Here is a 19,473-nt window from a genome sequence, read left to right on the forward strand (position 1 = left end):
CCGTGTCCTCCAGATTGGGATGGCATGTCCTACTTCTCCGAGCTGGCCTTTCAGTACATCGACGGTGAATGGCGGACCGGCAGCGGTTCCTGGGACATCGTCGACTTCAACCCTTACAACGGGGAGAAGCTCGCCTCCATCACCGTGGCCACCGTCCAGGAGATCGATCTGGCCTATCGCGCCGCCGAGCGGGCGCAGCCGGAGTGGGGCGGCACCAACCCGTATGCCCGGCGCCTGGTCTTCGAGCGGGCGCTGCGGGTCATAGAGGACCGTGAGAAGGAGCTCACGCAGGCGATCATCGCGGAGTGCGGTGGCACGCATGTGAAGGCGGGATTCGAGCTCCACCTCGCCAAGGAGTTCCTGCGCGAGGCGATCCAGCTGGCGCTGCGGCCCGAGGGCCGCATCCTGCCCTCGCCGGTCGACGGCAAGGAGAACCGCCTCTACCGGCTGCCGGTCGGGGTGGTGGGGGTCATCAGCCCGTTCAACTTCCCCTTCCTGCTGTCGATCAAGTCGGTGGCCCCGGCGCTCGCGCTGGGCAACTCCGTTGTGCTCAAGCCCCACCAGAACACTCCGATCTGCGGTGGCGGGCTGGTCGCCAAGGTCTTCGAGGACGCCGGGCTGCCCGCGGGGCTGCTCAATGTGGTGGTCACCGACATCGCCGAGATCGGCGACGCCCTGATCGAGCACCCGGTGCCCAAGGTCATCTCCTTCACCGGCTCGGACAAGGTCGGCCGCCATGTCGCGACCGTCGCGGCCTCGCACTTCAAGCGCTCCATCCTGGAGCTGGGCGGCAACAGCGCCCTGGTCGTCCTCGACGACGCCGATGTGGACTACGCGGTGAACGCCGCCGTCTTCAGCCGCTTCGTCCATCAGGGTCAGGTCTGCATGGCCGCGAACCGTGTGCTCGTGGACCGCCGGATCGAGCGCGAGTTCACCGAGAAGTTCGTGGCCAAGGTCGAGTCGCTGAAGGTCGGCGACCCGAGCGACCCGACGACGCACATCGGCCCGCTGATCAACGAGGGCCAGGCCGAGGCCATCAGCGCCCTCGTCGACCAGACCGTCGCCGAGGGGGCCACCGCGCTGGTGCGCGGCCGGACCAAGGGCACGCTCGTCGCGCCCAGCGTGCTCACCGGAGTCGCGGAGGACGCCGCGATCCTCGGCCAGGAGATCTTCGGCCCGGTGGTGCTGCTGATCCCCTTCGACGGGGACGAGGAGGCCGTCCGTATCGCCAACGCCACGGAGTACGGGCTCAGCGGCGCCGTGCACACCGGCGACATCGAGCGCGGGGTGCGCTTCGCGAAGCGGGTGCGCACCGGCATGATCCACATCAACGACAGCACGGTCCACGACGAGCCGATCGTGCCCTTCGGCGGAGAGGGGAACTCCGGGCTCGGGCGGCTCAACGGCGACTCCTTCGTCGAGGACTTCACCACCACCAAGTGGATCTCCATTCAGCATGGCCGCAGCCAGTTCCCGTTCTGAGCCGAGGCGTCGTTGAGGACAGAGGCTGACCGCAAGGGTCCGTAGCGTCGGAGACATCGGGAGAGAGAACTCCCGGAGGACCGACGGAAGGCGGACCCATGCCCACTCTGGTGAACCAGGAAGCCCACGGTGACGAGGCCGGAGCCCTCCTGGGCTTCCTCGATGCCCAGCGCGGCGCCGTCCGCCGCACGCTGCACGGCCTCAGCGACGAGCAGGCGCTCCTCAAGCCGTCGGCGAGCGAGCTGTCGCTGTTCGGCGTCCTCAAGCATGTCGCCGAGGTCGAGGTGGGCTGGGTCGAGGACGCCAAGCAGGTGACGCGCTCCATCCCGCGCGACCACTCCACCTGGCATCTGAGCTTCGAGCCCGAGGAGGGGCAGGCGACGGTCAAGGAGGTGCTGGCCTTCTGGGACGAGGCGGCGGCCGAGACCGAGAAGTTCATCCGCTCGCTGCCCGACCTGAACGGAACCTTCCCGCTGCCCCCGGCGCCGTGGTTCCCCGAGGGCAGTGTGCGCTCCATGCGCTTTCTGCTGCTCACCTTGATCCAGGAGTTCGCCCGGCACGCCGGTCATGCCGATGTCATCCGCGAGACCCTCGACGGCAAGACCGCCTTCGAGCTGATCGACGCGGTCGCGGCAGGCCGCTAGCCGGCCCCGGGCCGCCGGCCGAACCGCAGGTCGAGCGGGCGGGACGAGTGGGCGGGGCGAGCCGGTTGGCCGGCTCATCGCCGGGAGGCGAGCCGTGGCCGCAGCGCGCACCAGGCGGGGAGGACGGAGGAGACCACCGCCAGCAGCGCGCACGCGGCCACCGCCGCACCCAGCGCGCCCCAGGGCACCGCGGGCATGGTGGTCGCCGGCACCGACAGCCGCCCCAGCGCGCCCCACAGGCCGAGCAGTTGGACCCCGGCCACCGCCGCGCCCAGCACCGCGCCCACGGCTACGGTCAGCACCGCCTCCGCCGCCACCGCGCGCAGCACCTGGAAGGTGGTGCCCCCGGCCAGCCGCAGCGCCGTCAGCTCGGATATTCGGTCGGAGGTGGCCATGATCAGCGTGCCGACGAGCGCTATGCCCGCGTAGACCAGCGCGATGCCGACCACCACCAGCAGGCCCAGCCGGGTCTGCGGGCTCGTCCGGGGATGGACCTCCGCCACCCAGGCGTCCGGGGTGAGCACCCGCCCGCCATCGGACCGGACCGCCGCCCGCAGCCCCCGGGCCACGGCGGCCGCGTCGGCCCCGGGCCGCAGCCGCACCTCGATCCGGTCCACCGTGGCGCCGCGCGCGTTTCCCCAGGTGACATAGGCGCCGTTGTCGCCGGTGCCGGTCCGCAGGACGGCGACGATCCGCAGCGTGGTCTTCCGGCCGTCGCCCAGCCAGACGGCGACCTGGCGGCCGACGGCGGGCCGCTCCCACTCCTCGTTCACCACGATGCCCCGGTCGTCCAGATCACGGACCGAGCCGGAGACGACGGGCAGCCGCCCGACGGCCGCGAGCCGCGCCGGATCCACCGCCCGCGCCGCCGACTCGACCAGCGCCGACTCGCCGTCGCGGGCGAACACGGCGGTGGTCGCGGACGCGGACGTCAGCGCTCCGGGCACCTCGGACACACGCCGCACCGCGCCCGCGCTCAGACCCTCGGCGCCCGCCCCCGGGGTGACCACGAAGTCGGCGCGGGTGTGCGCCCGCAACTCGGCCGCCTTGGCCTCGCTCACCGTCGCGGCCGCGCCCAGCAGGGAACCCGTCAGCGCGACCGTGATCAGCACCGGTGCGGCCACGGACGCGGTACGCCGCAGCCCGGCCGAGGCGCTCTCCCGGGCCAGCATCCCCGTCGCCCCGGGCAGCTTGGCCGGCAGCCGGCCCAGCGCCCGCACCAACGGCCGGACCAGCAGGGGCGCCAGCAGGCCGACCGCGGTGATCAGCACCATGGGCTCGGTGGTGTACGTCTTCCGCTTGAGCAGCTCGCCCGGGTCGTCGGCCAGCGTCCATCCCAGCACCGCCACCCCGGCCAGCAGCAGCCCGGCGCCCAGCAGCCGACGGGCGAGCGGCATGGTCCGGCTGTCCACGGCGGCCTCGCGCAGCGCCTCGGCCGGCTCGACCCGACCGGCGCGCCGGGCCGCGGCCCACACCCCCGCGAGCGCCACCAGCAGGCCCGTCCAGAAGGCCACGGGAAGCGGCCAGAAGTGATCGCCGATGGTGAACCACGCGGGCGCCACCCCGCCCTCCACCAGCCGCCGCGCCAGCCAGGGCGCACCCCAGGTCCCCAGCGCGCAGCCCGCGGCCGAGGCGAGCACCCCCACCACCGCGGCCTCCGCGAAGACCACGCGTCTGAGCTGGCCGGGGGTGGCCCCCGCCATGCGCAGCAGGCCGAACTCCCGGCGCCGCTGGGCCACCGCGAAGGCGAAGGTGGAGGCGACCACGAAGACGGAGACAAAGCCGGTCACCCCGGCCGCCGTGCCGAGCAGCGCGTTGACCGTGAGCAGGGCCCGGCTGTCGCGGTCCGGGTCGGGGTCGGCCCGCCGCCGGTCCGCGCCGGTGAGGACCCGCACCCCGGGCGCACCCGCCACGGCCTCGCGCACCTCGGCGGCCGGGGCGCGCACCACCACCGCGTCGATCCGGGACGAGATGCGGGCGGCCTCGCCGTCGGCGAAGAACACCGCGCTCTCGAACGCCGACCGGGGGACCGTGCCCACCACGACCCGGGTGCGGTACTCCGAGGCGGTCCTTATGCCGATCCGGTCGCCCACCTTCACCCCGGCACCGGCGACGACCACCTCCCCGGCCCGCTCCGGCGCCCTCCCGGAGGCCAGCCGGTAGGGGGTGAAGGCCGCGGCGGACCACGGGTGGCCGACGGTGCCCTGGGGGAGCGCCCCCGAGCGCACGGGGAAGGTGCGGTCCGGTGTCACCGGGCCGAGCCGCCCGAGCCGCCGCACCAGCTCGGGCGGCACCGGGCGGGGGTGGGCCAGCGGCGCCGACACCTCCTCCGTGTCCGGTCCGCGCCGCACGGGGACGGTGAGGGTGTCGGCGCCGCGCACCACCACCGGCGCGGCGGCGAACCGCTCCGGACCGCGCTTCGGGGCGTCCAGCGTGGAGGCCAGCGCCAGGCACATGGTGGCGATCAGCGCGACCCCGAGACCGAGCGCGACGAAGGTGCCGACGAGCGTGATCCAGCGGGTCCGCAGACCGCCGAGCGTCATGGTCAGCACGGGACCGTCTCCAGCCGTGTCATCCGGGCGGAGACCTGCTCGGGGGCCGGCCGCTCCAGCTCTCCGCTCACCCGCCCGTCGACGAGGAAGACCACCCGGTCCGCATACGAGGCGGCGACCGGGTCGTGGGTGACCATGACGACGGTCTGCCGCTCGGCGTCGACCAGCTCCCGCAGCAGCCGCAGGACATCGCGGCTGGTGGCGGAGTCGAGGGCGCCGGTCGGCTCGTCGCCGAAGAGCACCTGGGGTTGGGTGATCAGGGCACGGGCCAGCGCCACGCGCTGCTGCTGGCCGCCGGACAGCTGACCCGGCCGGTGCCCGGCCCGGTCCGCCAGCCCGACCCGGGCCAGCGCCCCCTGTATCTCCGCGCGCGCGGGGGCGCGGCCCGCCAGCCGCAGCGGCAGGGCCACGTTCTGCGCGGCGGTCAGCGAGGGCAGCAGATTGAAGGACTGGAAGACGAAGCCGATCCGCTCCCGGCGCAGCCGCGTCAGCCGGGTCTGGCTCAGCCCCTCCAGCGGGGTGCCGCCGATCGACACCGAGCCGGAGTCGGGCCGGTCGAGGCCCGCCGCGCACTGGAGGAGCGTGGACTTGCCTGAGCCGGAGGGGCCCATGACCGCGGTGAAGCTGCCCGCGGGGAAGGAGAGGCTGACGTCGTCGAGCGCCGTCACCCCGCTCGCCCCGGAGCCGGAGTCGTAGCGCCGGCTCACCCGCGAGAGCCGGACCGCCGCGGTGCGCAGGTCAGTTCGTGTCATGCCCTCCAGACAACCGCCCCCGGCCCGCCCGTTCACGACCACTGGGCATAGTTCCGGGGTATGGCCAGGCATACCCCCAAGACGCCTACTGGGCCGACTGTGCCGGGGGTCGCCGCGCCGTACCGTTCTCGTATGTCCACGCGAAATGTCCGACAGGCCCTCTATCAGCCCGGCTATCTGCGCTCCGCCTGGCCCTGGCGCGCGGTGCTGTATCTGATGAGCAGCGCGCCCGTCGGGCTGCTCGCGCTGCTCGGCATCATCGTCCTCGCGCTGGTCGGCGGCGTGTTGACGATCCTGGTGCTCGGACTGGGGGTGCTGGCCGCGCTGGGGCTGGCCGGGGTGCCGGTCGGCGCGATCGAGCGCCGCCGGCTGCGGCTGGTCGACGACAGGCCGGCCCGCAGCCCGCACCGCGCACCGGACGAGCCGGGGCCCCTCGCGTGGGCGCGCGTGCGATATCAGGAGCGGGCGACCTGGTACGAGCTGGCGTACACGGTGCTGTTCGCGTTCGCCCTGTGGATGGCCGACGCATTGGCCCTCCTGTGCGCGCTGGGGGCGCCCCTGTCGATGACGGCCACCCCGATACTGCTGGCCGCGGACGGCGGCGGCCAGGCCCAGGTGCTCAAGTACTGGTCCGTCACCTCCTATAACGAGGCGGCCGCGTGGTCCCTCGCGGGGGCGATGCTGCTCCCGGTGGCGCTCTACTGTCTGGGCACCTTCGCCGGGCTGCGGGCCGCGTTCGCCCGGCTGCTCCTCGCGGGCCCCGACGACCCGCTGCGCGAGGAGCTGGGGGAGGTGGCCCGGTCGCGGGCCCGGCTGGTGCACGCCTTCGAGGCGGAGCGCCGGCGAATAGAGCGGGATCTGCACGACGGCGCCCAGCAGCGTCTGGTGGCGCTCACCATGACGCTGGGCCTGGCGCGGCTGGACGCCCCGCCCGGGCCGCTGGCCGACCAGCTCGCCAAGGCGCATGACGAGGCGGGCAAGGTGCTGGCGGAGCTGAGAGAGCTGATTCATGGAATACACCCCCAGGTGCTGGCCGACCGGGGCCTGGAGGCGGCGCTGGAGGACGCAGCCGACCGCTCGCCGATCCCCGTTCTGGTGCATGCCCCCGGGCTGGGGCGGCTGCCCGAACCGGTAGAGAAGGCCGCGTACTTCGTGGTCTGCGAGGCGCTGGCCAATGTCGCCAAACACAGCGCCGCGGCGCTGGCGGAGGTCGGGGCCGAGGTGCGGGAAGGGGCGCTGTTCGTGTCGGTGGTGGACGACGGGGTGGGCGGCGCGGTCCTTCGGCGGGGCGGCTCCAGGGGCGGGGCTGGAGTTGACGCGGGGGGCAGCGGGCTGACCGGGCTGTCAGACCGGGTGGCCGCGCTCGATGGGACACTGACACTTTCCAGCCCGCCTGGCGGGCCGACGATTCTGGGCGTGGAGATACCGTGCGAGCCGATCGAAGCCTTCGGCTAGTCCTGGCGGAGGACAGCGTGCTGCTGCGCGAGGGCCTGGTGGGGCTGCTGGCCCGGTTCGGACACGAGGTCGTCGCGGCCGTCGGCGACGCCCCCGCGCTGCGGGTGGCGGTCGGCGAGTTCTCCCCGGACCTCGTGGTCACCGATGTGCGGATGCCACCGGGGCAGAGCGACGAGGGGCTGCGGGCGGCGGTCGCCCTGCGCAAGGAGCGGCCGGGGCTGCCGGTCCTGGTGCTGAGCCAGTATGTGCAGCGGACCTACGCGACCGAGCTGCTGGACTCCGGCGACGGCACGGCGGTGGGCTATCTGCTCAAGGACCGGGTCGGGCAGGTCGAGGAGTTCATGGACGCGCTGCGCCGGGTGGCGGGCGGCGGCACGGTCGTCGACCCGGAGGTGGTCCGCCAGCTGTTCCGCCGTCGGCGCGACCCCCTGGAGCGGCTCACCTCGCGGGAGCGGGAGGTGCTGGCGCTGGTGGCAGAGGGGAAGTCCAACGCGGCCATCGCGCGCGAGCTGGTCGTCTCGGAGGCGGCGGTGGGCAAGCACATCGGCAACATCCTGGGCAAGCTCGACCTGCCGCCCGGCGAGGACACCCACCGCCGCGTCCTCGCGGTCCTGGCCTTCCTCCGGGCGTAGCGCCCGGGGGAGGGGCGTCTAAGGGCTTGCAGGGAAGCAACACGTTGATTCCCTGCAAGCCCTTAGCCTGGACAGCGGCGGGCCCCGGAGGGGCCGGGAGGGAGAGAAGCGGGCGATGTCAGCGATCCGGCTGCTGGTGCTGGGGGCGGTGCGCCAGCACGGGCGGGCCCACGGCTACCAGGTCCGTAACGACCTGGAGTTCTGGGGCGCCCACGAGTGGTCCAACGCCAAGCCCGGATCGATCTATCACGCGCTCAAACAGATGGCCAAGCAGGGCCTGATGGTCGCTCACGATGTCGCGCCGAGCACGGTCGGCGGCCCGCCGCGCACCGAGTACGAGCTGACCGAAGCGGGGGAGGAGGAGTATTTCCAGCTCCTCCGTGAGGCGCTGGTGCGCCATGACCAGAAGATCGACGAGCTGACGGCCGGGGTCGGCTTCATCGTCGACCTTCCGCGTGCCGAGGCGATCTCCCTGCTGAAGGAGCGGGTGGCGGCGCTGGAGGAGTGGCGGGCCGAGGTCACCGCGCACTGGATGCCGGACGAGGCCACGCCCGACGCCTGGGGCCATATCGGCGAGATCATGCGGTTCTGGGTGCACTCGGCCGACAGCGGGGCGCAGTGGACGCGCGGGCTGATCGAGCGGCTCGAGGGCGGGGCGTATGTGATGGCCGGTGAGGGGAAGCGCTCGGTGAATGTGCTGATGGACAGCGTGCCGAGCACGGAGAGCCCGAGTGCGCCCGCGCCTGGCGAGGACGGCGCCGAAACAGAGCAGAACGCCGGCTGATCAGGTTTGACTGATCCGCAAGGGCCACGCCCAACTGCTCGCGGTCTTCTTCCCACTGGCCGTGGGCCGTTACCAGAGCCTCAGCCGCTGAAACGATTCCAGACACGCCCGAATGCCGCGTGAGCCACACCATCACCCGTCGTGGGTGGTTCCGGATACGGTGCTTGCATGGTGAACGACAGGGGGGACACGGGCGCGAGGGCGACGGGCGGGGTCGGTTACGCCCTGCTCGTGGCCGCCGCCCCGGGTGGCAAGCAGCGGCTGATGGACGCGGCCGGGGCGCTGCACCAACTCGCGGCCGTACCGCCCGCCGCGCTACTGGGGACCGCGGGCGGGGCGAGCGTCGTACAACTGGTGGACCCGGCCGACCCGCAGACCGTGCTGACGCATCTGCGGACCGCGGCCGCCCACGACGGGCCGGTGCTGATCTATCTGGCGGGCCAGCTCACCTTCGACATCAAGCAGCGGCTGCCGCATTTCGCGCTGGCCCGTACGACGCCGAGGACCGCCCGCTACACCGCGCTGCCGTGGCACTGGCTGGCCGCCGAGCTCGCGCCGCGGCCGCCGGGCAGCACCACGGTGCTCGTCGACCTGGTGGCGGACGAGACGGCGTGGCCGCGGCTGTCGTCCGACCCCGCTCTGGCGGGGCGGCTGATGGCGGCCGGGCTGACGCTCTACGGCGCCCTCGCGCCCGCTCCGCCCAAGCGGCGGACCGCCGCGCCGCTCTACAGCCGGGCGTTCGCCGCGGCCTTGCGGGGCGTGGCCGAGGACACGCCGTTCGCGCTGCTGCATGAGCGGGCCGTCGCCGAGGCGGGTCTCGGAGGCGGCGCGGAGCTGCTGTTCGACGGGTCCGCCGTCGCCGTCGCGGGCGTCCCGCATCCGACCCCGGCACCCGCTTCGGCAGGCGGGGTGACGCGCGTTGCGGACGGCCCGGAGGCGGCGGAGGCGGAGGCGGTCGTTCCACCGCCCCGCGCGCAGGACCGCCGGCAGGACCGCCCGCTGGAGCTGCTGCCCCCGCCTCCGCCCCCGTCAGCGCCGTGGCCGGCGCCCACCGGGCCGGAGCAGCCCCCGCCGCCCGCGCCCGCGTCCGATCCGCACGCCGCGATCTTCGAGGCCGCGTACGCCGGGCGGCACAGCGAGGCCGCCTCCATGGCGGCGGCCTGGGAGCAGGAGGCCCTCCGCTCCGCCGGTCCGCACTCGGGCGCGGCCCTCCACTGGCTGGAGGTACGGGCCGACCTGGCGCGCCTCGCCGGCGACCCGGCCCGCGCCTGCGAGCTGTGGATGGCGGTCGCCGACGCCCGGCTGGGCAACGGCGAGGCCGCCGACCACCCGGACGTCGAAGGGGCCGTGGACCGGGCCCACCACCAGTGGCAGTTCGTCCAGGACCCGGTCAGGGCCGGCGCCCTCGCCCCCTTCCTGATAGCGCTGCGCGGTCGGGTGCCCGGCCGCAGGCCCGGCGCACTGGAGGCCGTCCGGCGCAGGGCCGAGATACTCCAGGCCGCGGCGCGTACGGCCTGACGGCGGCTGCTCTCGGACGTACGGCTGCTCTCGTACGCACGGCCGCTCTCGTACGCATGGCCGCGCCGCTCAGTGGTGGAAGGCGGTGGCCACGGCCTCGGGGCGGCCCAGGGGCCGCGGCTGGCGCCGCAGTTCGGGCAGCAGCGTCCGCAGGTCGTCCAGGAAGAGGTCCGAGAGGTCCATCGAGAAGCCGTTGCGGCACACCATCCGCAGCACGGCCAGGTCCTGCCGGTTCGGCGGGAAGGTGTAGGCGGGCACCAGCCAGTTGTGCTCGCGCAGCCGCCGCGACACGTCGAACACATCGAAGTTCTCCACGCCCTCGGCCGTGGTGAAGGCGAAGACCGGCAGCTCGTCGCCGCGGGTCAGCAGCCGGAAGTCGCCCAGCGCCTCGATCCGCTCCGCGAGCGAGCAGGCCACCTCCCGCGTGGTCTGCTGCACCGCGCGGTAGCCGTCCCGCCCCAGCCGCAGAAACGTGTAGTACTGGGCGGCCACCTGGGAGCCGGGCCGGGAGAAGGTCAGCCCGAACGTCGGCATCTCGCCGCCCAGGTAGTTGACCCGGAAGACCAGCTCCTCGGGGAGGTCCTCCATGGTGCGCCACAGCGCCCATCCCACGCCGGGGTAGACCAGGCCGTACTTGTGCCCTGAGGTGTTGATGGAGGCGACCCTGGGCAGCCGGAAGTCCCATTCCAGGTCCGGGTCGAGGAAGGGGGCCACCATCGCGCCCGAGGCGCCGTCCACATGGACCGGGATGTCCAGCCCGGTGCGCCCCCGCAGTTCGTCCAGCGCCGCGCAGACCTCCGCGACGGGTTCGTACGAGCCGTCGAACGTGGACCCGAGGACGGTGACGACGCCGATGGTGTTCTCGTCGCACAGGTCCGCGGCCGCCTGGGGGTCGAGGTGGAACCGGTCGCCCTCCATGGGCACTTGGCGCGCCTCGACTTCCCAGAAGTTGCAGAACTTCTCCCAGCACACCTGGACATTGATCCCCATGACCAGGTTGGGCCGGGCCACCGCCGGATAGCGCACCGGGTTGCGTTTGGTCCAGCGGCGCTTGAGGGCCAGCCCGGCGAGCATGCACGCCTCGCTCGAACCGGTGGTGGAACAGCCGATGACCGAGTCCGGGTCGGGGGCGTGCCACAGATGGGCCAGCATCGCGACGCAGCGCCGCTCCAGCTCGGCGGTGCGCGGGTACTCATCCTTGTCGATCATGTTCTTGTCGCGGCACTCGAACAGCACCTGGTCGGCCTGCGGCTCCATCCAGGTCGTGACGAAGGTGGCGAGGTTGAGCCGGGCGTTGACGTCCAGCATCAGCTCGTCGTGCACCAGCTTGTAGGCGGTGGCGGGGGGCATGGGGCCGTCGGGCAGCCGGTTGCGCGGCACCTCGTCGACCATGCCGCCGACCGGGTCGGCCGCCCCGTAGAAGGGGTTGACCGCGACAGCGGGCCGTCGCTGCCCGCTCTCGTACCGTGTGTCGTGCCTGCCCTTGTGGAGTGCCATGGGCCGCGCACTCTCCCCTCGGTCATGAGAGCCGTCGGCTGACCTTCGCGACAATACGGGCGAATGCGGCGAATGACCCGTTCCCGCGCCGCACCCCTCCCCCCCCGCCGCAGCCCCTCGCCGACCTTCGTTTCGCTACCCCGCGCTGCTCAGCGACAGCTTCACCGCGAACCCCAGGAACGCCGCGCCCGCCGCCGCCGACAGCCCGGCGGTCAGCCGCTTCCGCCGCCGGAAGGCCGCCGCCAGATGCGCGCCACTGAAGATCAGCACCGACAGATACGTGAGGCTGAACAGCTGCCCCCAGGCGCCAAGCACCAGGAAGGACAGCTCCGGGTGGGCGTACTCCGGGTCCACGAACTGAACGAAGAAGGAGATGAAGAACAGAATCGCCTTCGGGTTCAGCAGGCTGATCACCAGCGCCTTGCGGTACGGCCGCTCCACCGCCCGCGCCCCGTCATCCCCGGCCCCGGCCCCGGCTCCGGCCCCGGGCACGGCCGCCGGGCCTGCGGAGCCCCCGGCCCCGCGCGAGCCCCGGTCGTGCCACAGCCGCCACGCCCCGCGCAGCATGCCCAGCGCCAGCCAGCTCAGATAGCCCGCTCCCGTGTACTTCACCACGGCGAAGAGCGCCGGGCTCGCCTGGAGCAGCGAGGCCACCCCGCCCGCCGACAGCGCCATCAGTACCGTGTCCCCGCACACCACGCCCAGCGCGGCCCGGTAGCCGGTCCGCGTGCCGCTGCGGGCGGCGACGGAGACCACATAGAGCGAGTTCGGCCCCGGCAGCAGGATGATCAGGGCGAGACCCGCCAGATACGTCGAAAGATCTGTTATTCCCAGCACAGCAGGGAGGATGCCAGCCGCCCCCGGAAGCATCCCAGCGGGTTTCCGGGATCCGGACTTGCACCTCACGCGACGTGAGGACACACCGTGGAGCGCGTACCAGGAAGGAGCGGACGGCATGAGCTACTCCGTGGGACAGGTGGCGGGTTTCGCCGGGGTCACGGTGCGCACCCTGCACCACTACGACGAGATCGGGCTGCTGCGCCCGAGCGCCCGCAGCCGGGCCGGGCACCGGCGTTACGACGACGCCGACCTCGACCGGTTGCAGCAGATCCTGTTCTACCGGGAGCTCGGCTTCCCGCTCGACGAGGTGGCGGTCCTGCTGGACGACCCGGACACCGACCCGCAGGAGCATCTGCGGCGTCAGCACGCCGTGCTGAGCGAGCGGATCGAAAGGCTCCGGAAGATGGCCGCCGCCGTCGAACACGCCATGGAGGCGCGGAAGATGGGCATCAACCTCACACCCGAGGAGAAGTTCGAGCTCTTCGGGGCCAAGGACCCCGAGGCCTATGCGGAGGAGGCCGAGCGGCGCTGGGGCGGCACCGAGACGTACGCCGAGAGCCAGCGGCGCACGGCCGGCTACACCAAGGAGGACTGGCGGCAGATACAGGCCGAGGTCGCCGACTGGAGCGCCCGGTTCGCCGCGCTCATGGAGGAGGGCGAGCCGGCCTCGGGCGAGCGGGCCATGGACATGGCCGAGGAGCACCGGCGCCATATCTCCACGTGGTTCTACGAGTGCACCTTCGAGATCCACCAGGGGATCGGCGAGACGTATGTGACCGACGAGCGGTTCCGGGAGTTCTACGACTCGATCCGGCCCGGGGCGGCCGAGCACCTGCGCGCGGCCATCGCGGCGAACGCCGCCCGTCACGGCTAGGCCGCGGCCGTGCGCCCGGGTCGCCCCGGGCGTACGGACAGCGGGAACCGAGGGCACGCACATGGCGTTGATAACTTTGGGCGGCACACTGTGAAGACCGCACCTGTCCGCCCCAACCCTGCGGCCGGGCCTCGCACGAGCCTGCACCCCTCGACCCAGGAGCCTGTCACCCGTGACCACTCTCGCGCTCGGCCCCAGCTGGCTGGACCCCGACTACCTCATCGAAACCTTCGGCCTGCTCGGCGTCCTGGCGATCGTATTCGCGGAGTCCGGCCTGCTCATCGGCTTCTTCCTGCCGGGCGACTCGCTGCTGTTCACCACGGGTCTGCTGGTCACCACGGATGTGATCAAGCAGGATCTGTGGGTGGTCTGCGTCGGTGTCGCCGCCGCGGCGATCATCGGTGACCAGGTCGGCTATCTCTTCGGCCGGAAGGTCGGCCCCTCCCTCTTCCGCCGCCCGGACTCCAAGCTCTTCAAGCAGGAGAACGTGGAGAAGGCCCATGAGTTCTTCGACAAGCACGGGCCCAAGTCGCTGATCCTGGCCCGCTTCGTGCCCATCGTGCGCACGTTCACGCCGATCATCGCGGGCGTGAGCCGGATGAACTACCGCTCCTTCATCATCTTCAACATCATCGGCGGCGTCGCGTGGGGCGTGGGAGTCACCGTCCTCGGGGCCGCGCTGGGCAAGGTCGCCTTCGTCCACGAGCACATCGAGATGATGCTGATCGCCATCGTGCTGCTGTCGGTGATCCCGATCATCATCGAGTTCCTCCGCGCCCGCAGCAAGGCCAAGAAGGAGGCCGCCTCCGGCCCGGCGGAGCCCGCGGGCGCCCAGGGCCCCGCGGCGGGCCCGGGCGCGCCGGACGCGGGCCCCGAGGCGCGCTACCAGGCGCAGCAGCCCTCGGGCCCGATGCCGCGCGGCCGCCACGCCAAGCGCTGACGCCCAGCGGCTCCAGCCCCTCCCCGGCCACCACCCGCACAGCTCCCACAGCTCCCACAGCCCCCACCCTCCGGATGGCGGCCACCGACCCGCACAATGGGCACGGTGGCCGCCATGGTGCATGGTGGCCGGGGTACATCTGGCACAGAGGCGGGTGAGGAGCGAGGAGACGTGGGGTCCGAACGACAGCGCGGGCAGCGCGGTGCGAGCGTGCCGGAAGCGGAGGCGGCGGGAAGCCGCAAGCCGCTGTCGGACGAGGCACACAGCGCCTTCACCCCGCCGCTCGGCGTGCCGCTGCCGCCCACGCCCGAGGACGACCACCCCACCTCCGAGTTCGCCGTCCCCGAGGGGCTGACCGCCGAACCCGCCATCGACTCCGAGGGCTCGGCCTTCATACCGCCCGCCGGGGTCAGGACGGGCCCACAGGGCGGCCAGGGCGGCCAGGGCGCGAACCTCCCGGCGTTCACCCCGCCCAACGGCATCCCCGTCGTCCGGCTCACCAAGGAAGGCCCCTGGCAGGACCGCATGCGCACCATGCTGCGCATGCCGCTCAGCGAGCGCCCGGTTCCCGAGCGCCAGGAGCGGCAGGACGAGGCGGGGCCCGCGGTGCCGCGCGTGCTGGACCTGATCCTGCGCATCGGCGAGCTGCTGCTCGCGGGCGGCGAGGGGGCCGAGGACGTCGAGGCGGCGATGTTCGGCGTGGCGCACGCGTACGGGCTCGACCGCTGCGAGCCGACCGTCACCTTCACCCTGCTCTCGGTCAGCTACCAGCCCTCGCTCGTCGACGACCCGGTCACCGCCAGCCGGACCGTACGCCGCCGGGGCACCGACTACACCCGGCTGTCCGCCGTCTTCCGCCTGGTCGACGACATCACCTCCGGCGAGGACTTCACCCTGGAGGAGGCCTACCGCCGCCTCGCCGAGATCCGCCGCAACCGCCACCCCTACCCCGGGTGGGCGCTCACCGTCGCGGGCGGCGCGCTGGCCGGCGCGGCGAGCATGCTGGTCGGCGGCGACTGGCCGGTCTTCTTCGCGGCGGCGGTCGGGGCGATGCTCGGCGACCGGCTGGCCTGGCTGGCCTCGGGGCGCGGGCTGCCGGAGTTCTACCAGTTCGTGGCCGCGGCGATGCCGCCCGCCGCGATGGGCGTGGCGCTCAGCCTGGCCGGGGTGGGGCTCCAGGCCTCCGCGGTGATCACCGGCGGGCTGTTCGCGCTGATCCCGGGGCGGGCGCTGGTGGCGGGCGTCCAGGACGGGCTGACCGGCTATTACATCACCGCCGCGGCCCGGCTCCTGGAGGTCGGCTATCTGATCGTCGGGATCGTGTGCGGCGTGCTGACCGTGCTCTACGGGGGGCTCCAGCTGAACGCGAAGCTCAACCCGGAGGCGGCGCTGCGGCAGGTCGACCGGCCGGTGACGCAGATCGTCGCGGCGATGCTGCTCGCGCTGACCTTCTCGATCCTGCTCCAGCAGGAACGTCACACCGTGCTGTTCGCGACCCTCAACGGCGGGGTGGCCTGGGTCGTTTACGGGGCGCTGCACAACACCGCGAACGTCCCGGCGGTGGCCGCCACGACCGTCGCCGCCGGGCTGGTCGGCCTCTTCGGCCAGTTGCTGTCCCGCTACCGCTACGCGTCCGCGCTGCCGTACGTCACGGCCGCCATCGGGCCGCTGCTGCCCGGTAGCGCCACATACTTCGGCCTGCTCGCGCTCGCCCAGGGCAATCTGGACCGGGGCATCGCCCATCTGACCCAGGCGGCGGCGCTGGCCCTGGCCATCGCCATCGGGGTGAACCTGGGCAACGAGGCCGCGCGCCTGTTCCTGAAGGCCCCGCGGCCCGAGACCGAGCCCGCGGGCCGCCGCGCCGCCAAGCGCACCCGCGGCTTCTGAGGCCCCCACAGGCCCCCACAAGCCCACACACAGGCCCCACACACAGGCCCCACACACAGGCCCCGCGCACGGCACAGGACAGCACAAAGGGCGGGCCGGAAAACCCGGCCCGCCCTCCGTAAAAGCTCAGCTCATCAAAGCGCCGTCACAAGCACGCTCAGTGCGCGCCGCCCGCCGCCTCCAGGCGCTTGACGGAGGCCTCGACCTCCGCCTCGGCCTCGGCGCGGCCCACCCAGTTGGCCCCCTCAACCGACTTGCCCGGCTCAAGGTCCTTGTAGACCTCGAAGAAGTGCTGGATCTCCAGGCGGTCGAACTCCGAAACGTGGTGAATGTCACGCAGGTGCTCGACACGCGGGTCCGACGCGGGCACGCACAGCAGCTTGTCGTCGCCGCCCGCCTCGTCCGTCATCCGGAACATGCCGATCGCACGGCACTTGATCAGACAGCCGGGGAAGGTCGGCTCGTCCAGAATGACCAGCGCGTCCAGCGGGTCGCCGTCCTCGCCGAGGGTGTTCTCCACAAAGCCGTAGTCAGCCGGGTAGCTGGTCGAAGTGAAGAGTCGACGGTCGAGACGAATGCGCCCCGTCTCGTGGTCCACCTCGTACTTGTTGCGCGAACCCTTCGGGATCTCGATGGTGACGTCGAACTCCACGGGTGGCTCCTCCATGATCAACACATACGTCTGGTGATTAAGTGTCCCCCACGCAGGTGTGTGGTGGCGAAAGGGGCTGGTCCGACGTGCCTGAAGCCAGATCGTGGCAGGTCAGGTGGTGGCAGAGCCAGTGGCAGAACGCCACGGGCCGGTGGCGGAGCGCCACGGTGGAGCAGCGGCGTACGTGGCGACTGTCGGCTGTCTCCGCCGTTGTCGGCCTGGTGGTGGCGGTCGCTTCGGTGCTCGCGGCCGGGCCGTGGGACAACGGGCAGCGTAAGGCCGAGCGGGCCCGCGCCGCCGGGAGTCCGGGCACAGGTGGCGAGCGTCACGGCGGCGACGACGCGCGGTCGGCGCCCGGCGCCGCGCCGGTGCTGGCCCCCCTGGGCACGGCCGCCGTCGCGCCCTCCCCGGACAGCGGCGACGACGCGGTCCCGGCGCCCACCCAGGCGGGCCTGGCCGACGCGCTGGAGCCCCTTCTGGACGACGGCGCGCTGGGCCGTACGGGTTCGGTGTCCGTCGTGGACGCGGCGACCGGGCGGCAGGTGTACGGGGCGCGGGCGGACGCCAAGGCCGTGCCCGCCTCGATCATCAAGCTGGCGACCGGCATCGCGGCGCTCTCCGCCCTCGGGCCCGACCACCGCATCAAGACCACCGTCGTCGTCCCCGAGGGCGGTGGGAAGGGCAAGGACAAGGACCGCATCGTGCTGGTCGGCGGCGGCGACCCCACCCTCACCGCCCGCCCCGCCAAGGGCCCCGACGCCCCGGCCAGCCTGCGCAAGCTGGCCGACAAGACGGCCTCCGCGCTCAGGAAGAGCGGCACCGACAGCGTCCGGCTCGGCTACGACACGTCCCTCTACTCCGGCCCCGTCCTGCATCCGATCGGCCCCAACGAGAACATCTCGCCGGTCACGCCGCTCATGGTCGACGAGGGCCGCCTGGACGACAGCGACCACGGCCCGGCCCCCCGCTCCCACGACCCCGCCGCCGACGCGGCGGACGAGTTCGCCACGATGCTGCGCGACCGCGGGATCGCCGTGAAGGGCGAGCCGAAGTCCGTCAAGGGGCCGAAGGACGGGAAGGACGGAAAGGGGGTGCGGCCGCTCGCGACCGTACGCTCCCAGCCGCTGTCCGCCCTGGTCGAGCGGGCGCTGACCAACAGCGACAACGACATCGCCGAGGCCCTCGCCCGGCAGACCGCCGTCGCCGCCGGCGAACCCGCCAGCTTCGACGGCGCGGGGCGGGCCGTCATGGCCCGGCTGAACAAGTTCCGGCTGCCGCTGTCCGGCGCCCGGATCGCCGACGGCAGCGGCCTGGACCGCGCCGACCATGTGTCAGCGGCCCTGCTCGCCCAGGTCCTGGTGCGCGCCGCCGACCCCGACCACCCCGAGCTGCGCCCGGTCCTCACCGGCCTGCCCGTGGCCGGCTTCACCGGCACGCTGCGCGGCCGCTACGCACAGGACGCGGTGGGCCGGGGCGTGGTCCGCGCGAAGACCGGGACCCTGACGGGCGTCAACACGCTCGCGGGCGCCGTCGTCGACGCGGACGGCCGCCTTCTGGTCTTCGCGTTCATGACGAACGGAACCACCGATCCCCAGGGGGCGCAGCGCGCGCTGGACCGCATGGCGTCCGCACTCGCGAACTGCGGCTGCCGCTGATGCCCTCGTCGCCTCCCGGATGGACCGCGCGCCACGTACCGTGAAGCCATGACGAGCATCGGTGGTGCGGAGATGGTCGACTGGAACCTCGCGGTCGCGACCGCGACCCGGCTGGTGCGGCCGGGCCCCGACGTGAGCCGCGACGAGGCGCGCGCCGTGGTCGCGGAGTTGCGCCGGTACGCCAAGTCGTCGGAGGAGCACGTCCGGGCGTTCACCCGGATGGCCCCGGCGGGCGGACCGGGCTCGGACACCCCGGTTCTCGTCGTGGACCGGGCGGGCTGGATCAAGGCCAATGTGGCGGGCTTCCGCGAGGTGCTCAAGCCGCTGCTGGGCAAGGTGCAGGAGCGGCGTGGGGGGCTGCCGGGCGGGGCCGTGCTCGGCGCGGTCGGCGGCAAGGTGACCGGGGTCGAGCTGGGGATGCTGCTGTCCTTCCTGGCCTCCCGGGTGCTCGGCCAGTACGAGACCTTCGCGCCGCCGAGCCGCGACCTGCCCGCCTCCTCGGGCGGCGGGCGGCTGCTGCTGGTGGCGCCCAACGTGGTGCATGTCGAGCGCGAGCTGGACGTGGCACCGCACGACTTCCGGCTGTGGGTGTGTCTGCACGAGGAGACGCACCGCACGCAGTTCACCGCGGTGCCCTGGCTGCGCGACCACATCGAGTCCGAGATCCAGGCATTCCTCGGCGAGACCGAGGTGGACCCGGCCACCCTCCTGGAGCGGTTCCGCGAGGCGGTCCAGTCGCTGGGCGGCGGCCGGCCGGAGGCGGACGGCGACCGGGACGGCAGCACGCCCAGCATCATCGAGCTGGTGCAGACGCCGGCCCAGCGGGAGATCCTCGCCAGGCTGACCGCCGTGATGTCACTGCTGGAGGGGCACGCGGACTATGTGATGGACGGCGTGGGGCCGGAGGTCGTGCCGTCCGTCGCGGAGATCCGCGAGAAGTTCCAGAAGCGCCGGGCCAGCGGCGCGGGCCGGCTGGACCAGGCGCTGCGCAAGCTGCTGGGGCTCGACGCCAAGCTGCGGCAGTACCGGGACGGGGAGCGGTTCGTGCGGGCCGTCGTGGACCAGGTCGGGATGGACGGCTTCAACCGCGTCTGGACCTCCCCGAACACCCTTCCGACCAAGGCGGAGATCAGCAAACCCGCGGACTGGGTCGCGCGCGTGCACCGCAGAACGGAGCTGTAGTCCCGCGCCGGGACGGCGCGGGAAAGAACGGTGCGGGAAAGAAACGGGAAGGCGACGGGAAAAGGGGACGGGGCACCCGCGGCGGCGGGAGAACGCACCCCTTGATCATTCGCTTGATCCCTCATCC

Annotated in this window: 16 protein-coding genes; 11 read left to right on the forward strand and 5 right to left on the reverse strand. The window is 72.9% G+C overall.

The window, feature by feature from the left end:
• Positions 1-24: 24 nt before the first annotated feature.
• Together ABTY62_RS26460 and ABTY62_RS26465 are read left to right on the forward strand one after the other, a co-directional pair.
• Positions 25-1,482, forward strand: coding sequence for an aldehyde dehydrogenase family protein (locus ABTY62_RS26460; protein WP_352131910.1), 1,458 nt, complete (start codon positions 25-27; stop codon positions 1,480-1,482).
• A 98-nt stretch (positions 1,483-1,580) separates the two neighbouring features.
• On the forward strand, positions 1,581-2,126 hold the full coding sequence (locus tag ABTY62_RS26465; protein ID WP_352131911.1) for a DinB family protein: 546 nt from the start codon (positions 1,581-1,583) through the stop codon (positions 2,124-2,126).
• A 74-nt stretch (positions 2,127-2,200) separates the two neighbouring features.
• On the opposite strand, the gene ABTY62_RS26470 is transcribed toward ABTY62_RS26465, so the two are convergent.
• Complete coding sequence (locus tag ABTY62_RS26470; protein ID WP_352131912.1) at positions 2,201-4,678, reverse strand: ABC transporter permease; 2,478 nt, start codon at positions 4,676-4,678, stop codon at positions 2,201-2,203.
• Complete coding sequence (locus ABTY62_RS26475; RefSeq protein WP_352131913.1) at positions 4,672-5,430, reverse strand: ABC transporter ATP-binding protein; 759 nt, start codon at positions 5,428-5,430, stop codon at positions 4,672-4,674. The genes ABTY62_RS26470 and ABTY62_RS26475 overlap by 7 nt, the downstream gene beginning before the upstream one ends.
• Before the next feature lie 132 nt (positions 5,431-5,562).
• On the opposite strand from ABTY62_RS26475, the gene ABTY62_RS26480 reads away from it, so the two are divergent.
• The 4 genes from ABTY62_RS26480 (at position 5,563) to ABTY62_RS26495 (ending at position 9,819) form a co-directional block, all read left to right on the forward strand.
• Complete coding sequence (locus ABTY62_RS26480; protein WP_352131914.1) at positions 5,563-6,885, forward strand: sensor histidine kinase; 1,323 nt, start codon at positions 5,563-5,565, stop codon at positions 6,883-6,885.
• Positions 6,858-7,517 carry a LuxR C-terminal-related transcriptional regulator gene (locus ABTY62_RS26485; RefSeq protein WP_352131915.1) on the forward strand — a complete coding sequence of 220 codons (660 nt, stop codon included), beginning with the start codon at positions 6,858-6,860 and terminating at the stop codon, positions 7,515-7,517. Before ABTY62_RS26480 ends, ABTY62_RS26485 begins: the two co-directional genes overlap by 28 nt.
• Before the next feature lie 115 nt (positions 7,518-7,632).
• The gene (locus ABTY62_RS26490) at positions 7,633-8,301 is read left to right on the forward strand and encodes a PadR family transcriptional regulator (protein WP_352131916.1); all 669 of its coding nucleotides are present in this window, start codon (positions 7,633-7,635) and stop codon (positions 8,299-8,301) included.
• Positions 8,302-8,469: 168 nt separating this feature from the next.
• Positions 8,470-9,819 (forward strand): hypothetical protein, encoded by a 1,350-nt coding sequence (locus tag ABTY62_RS26495; RefSeq protein ID WP_352131917.1) that lies wholly within the window; start codon positions 8,470-8,472, stop codon positions 9,817-9,819.
• Positions 9,820-9,888: 69 nt separating this feature from the next.
• On the opposite strand, the gene gad is transcribed toward ABTY62_RS26495, so the two are convergent.
• Together gad and leuE are read right to left on the reverse strand one after the other, a co-directional pair.
• On the reverse strand, positions 9,889-11,316 hold the full coding sequence (gad, locus tag ABTY62_RS26500; protein ID WP_352131918.1) for a glutamate decarboxylase: 1,428 nt from the start codon (positions 11,314-11,316) through the stop codon (positions 9,889-9,891).
• A 135-nt stretch (positions 11,317-11,451) separates the two neighbouring features.
• On the reverse strand, positions 11,452-12,153 hold the full coding sequence (leuE, locus tag ABTY62_RS26505; RefSeq protein ID WP_352131919.1) for a leucine efflux protein LeuE: 702 nt from the start codon (positions 12,151-12,153) through the stop codon (positions 11,452-11,454).
• 118 nt (positions 12,154-12,271) lie between these two features.
• Between leuE and ABTY62_RS26510 the strand changes: the two genes are divergently transcribed.
• The 3 genes from ABTY62_RS26510 to ABTY62_RS26520 all read left to right on the forward strand — a co-directional run bounded on the left by ABTY62_RS26510 (position 12,272) and on the right by ABTY62_RS26520 (position 15,857).
• The gene (locus ABTY62_RS26510) at positions 12,272-13,030 is read left to right on the forward strand and encodes a MerR family transcriptional regulator (protein ID WP_352131920.1); all 759 of its coding nucleotides are present in this window, start codon (positions 12,272-12,274) and stop codon (positions 13,028-13,030) included.
• A 172-nt stretch (positions 13,031-13,202) separates the two neighbouring features.
• Entirely contained in the window at positions 13,203-13,970 is a 768-nt protein-coding gene (locus tag ABTY62_RS26515) for a DedA family protein (RefSeq protein ID WP_352131921.1), read from the forward strand.
• Between the two features lie 171 nt (positions 13,971-14,141).
• Positions 14,142-15,857 carry a threonine/serine exporter family protein gene (locus ABTY62_RS26520; protein WP_352131922.1) on the forward strand — a complete coding sequence of 572 codons (1,716 nt, stop codon included), beginning with the start codon at positions 14,142-14,144 and terminating at the stop codon, positions 15,855-15,857.
• Positions 15,858-16,014: 157 nt separating this feature from the next.
• On the opposite strand, the gene ABTY62_RS26525 is transcribed toward ABTY62_RS26520, so the two are convergent.
• On the reverse strand, positions 16,015-16,509 hold the full coding sequence (locus tag ABTY62_RS26525) for an inorganic diphosphatase (protein WP_014178498.1): 495 nt from the start codon (positions 16,507-16,509) through the stop codon (positions 16,015-16,017).
• 86 nt (positions 16,510-16,595) lie between these two features.
• Here ABTY62_RS26525 and dacB point away from each other — a divergent pair, with 86 nt between their 5' ends.
• Together dacB and ABTY62_RS26535 are read left to right on the forward strand one after the other, a co-directional pair.
• Positions 16,596-18,164, forward strand: a complete 1,569-nt coding sequence (gene dacB, locus ABTY62_RS26530) for a D-alanyl-D-alanine carboxypeptidase/D-alanyl-D-alanine endopeptidase (RefSeq protein WP_352131923.1) — start codon at positions 16,596-16,598, stop codon at positions 18,162-18,164.
• Positions 18,165-18,212: 48 nt separating this feature from the next.
• Positions 18,213-19,346, forward strand: a complete 1,134-nt coding sequence (locus tag ABTY62_RS26535) for an Rv3626c family coenzyme F420 biosynthesis-associated protein (RefSeq protein WP_352131924.1) — start codon at positions 18,213-18,215, stop codon at positions 19,344-19,346.
• Positions 19,347-19,473: the final 127 nt, after the last annotated feature.

The sequence above is a fragment of the Streptomyces sp. NPDC097640 genome (assembly GCF_040302705.1).
In the GTDB taxonomy this organism is placed as follows: Bacteria; Actinomycetota; Actinomycetes; order Streptomycetales; family Streptomycetaceae; genus Streptomyces.

Bases quoted from the DNA above. Each gene is read 5' to 3' on its own strand.
- ABTY62_RS26535 (WP_352131924.1), top strand. From the start codon at position 18,213: ATGACGAGCATCGGTGGTGCGGAGATGGTCGACTGGAACCTCGCGGTC.
- gad (WP_352131918.1), bottom strand. From the start codon at position 11,316: ATGGCACTCCACAAGGGCAGGCACGACACACGGTACGAGAGCGGGCAG.
- ABTY62_RS26510 (WP_352131920.1), top strand. From the start codon at position 12,272: ATGAGCTACTCCGTGGGACAGGTGGCGGGTTTCGCCGGGGTCACGGTG.
- ABTY62_RS26495 (WP_352131917.1), top strand. From the start codon at position 8,470: ATGGTGAACGACAGGGGGGACACGGGCGCGAGGGCGACGGGCGGGGTC.
- ABTY62_RS26490 (WP_352131916.1), top strand. From the start codon at position 7,633: ATGTCAGCGATCCGGCTGCTGGTGCTGGGGGCGGTGCGCCAGCACGGG.
- ABTY62_RS26460 (WP_352131910.1), top strand. From the start codon at position 25: ATGTCCTACTTCTCCGAGCTGGCCTTTCAGTACATCGACGGTGAATGG.
- ABTY62_RS26465 (WP_352131911.1), top strand. From the start codon at position 1,581: ATGCCCACTCTGGTGAACCAGGAAGCCCACGGTGACGAGGCCGGAGCC.
- ABTY62_RS26480 (WP_352131914.1), top strand. From the start codon at position 5,563: ATGTCCACGCGAAATGTCCGACAGGCCCTCTATCAGCCCGGCTATCTG.
- ABTY62_RS26475 (WP_352131913.1), bottom strand. From the start codon at position 5,430: ATGACACGAACTGACCTGCGCACCGCGGCGGTCCGGCTCTCGCGGGTG.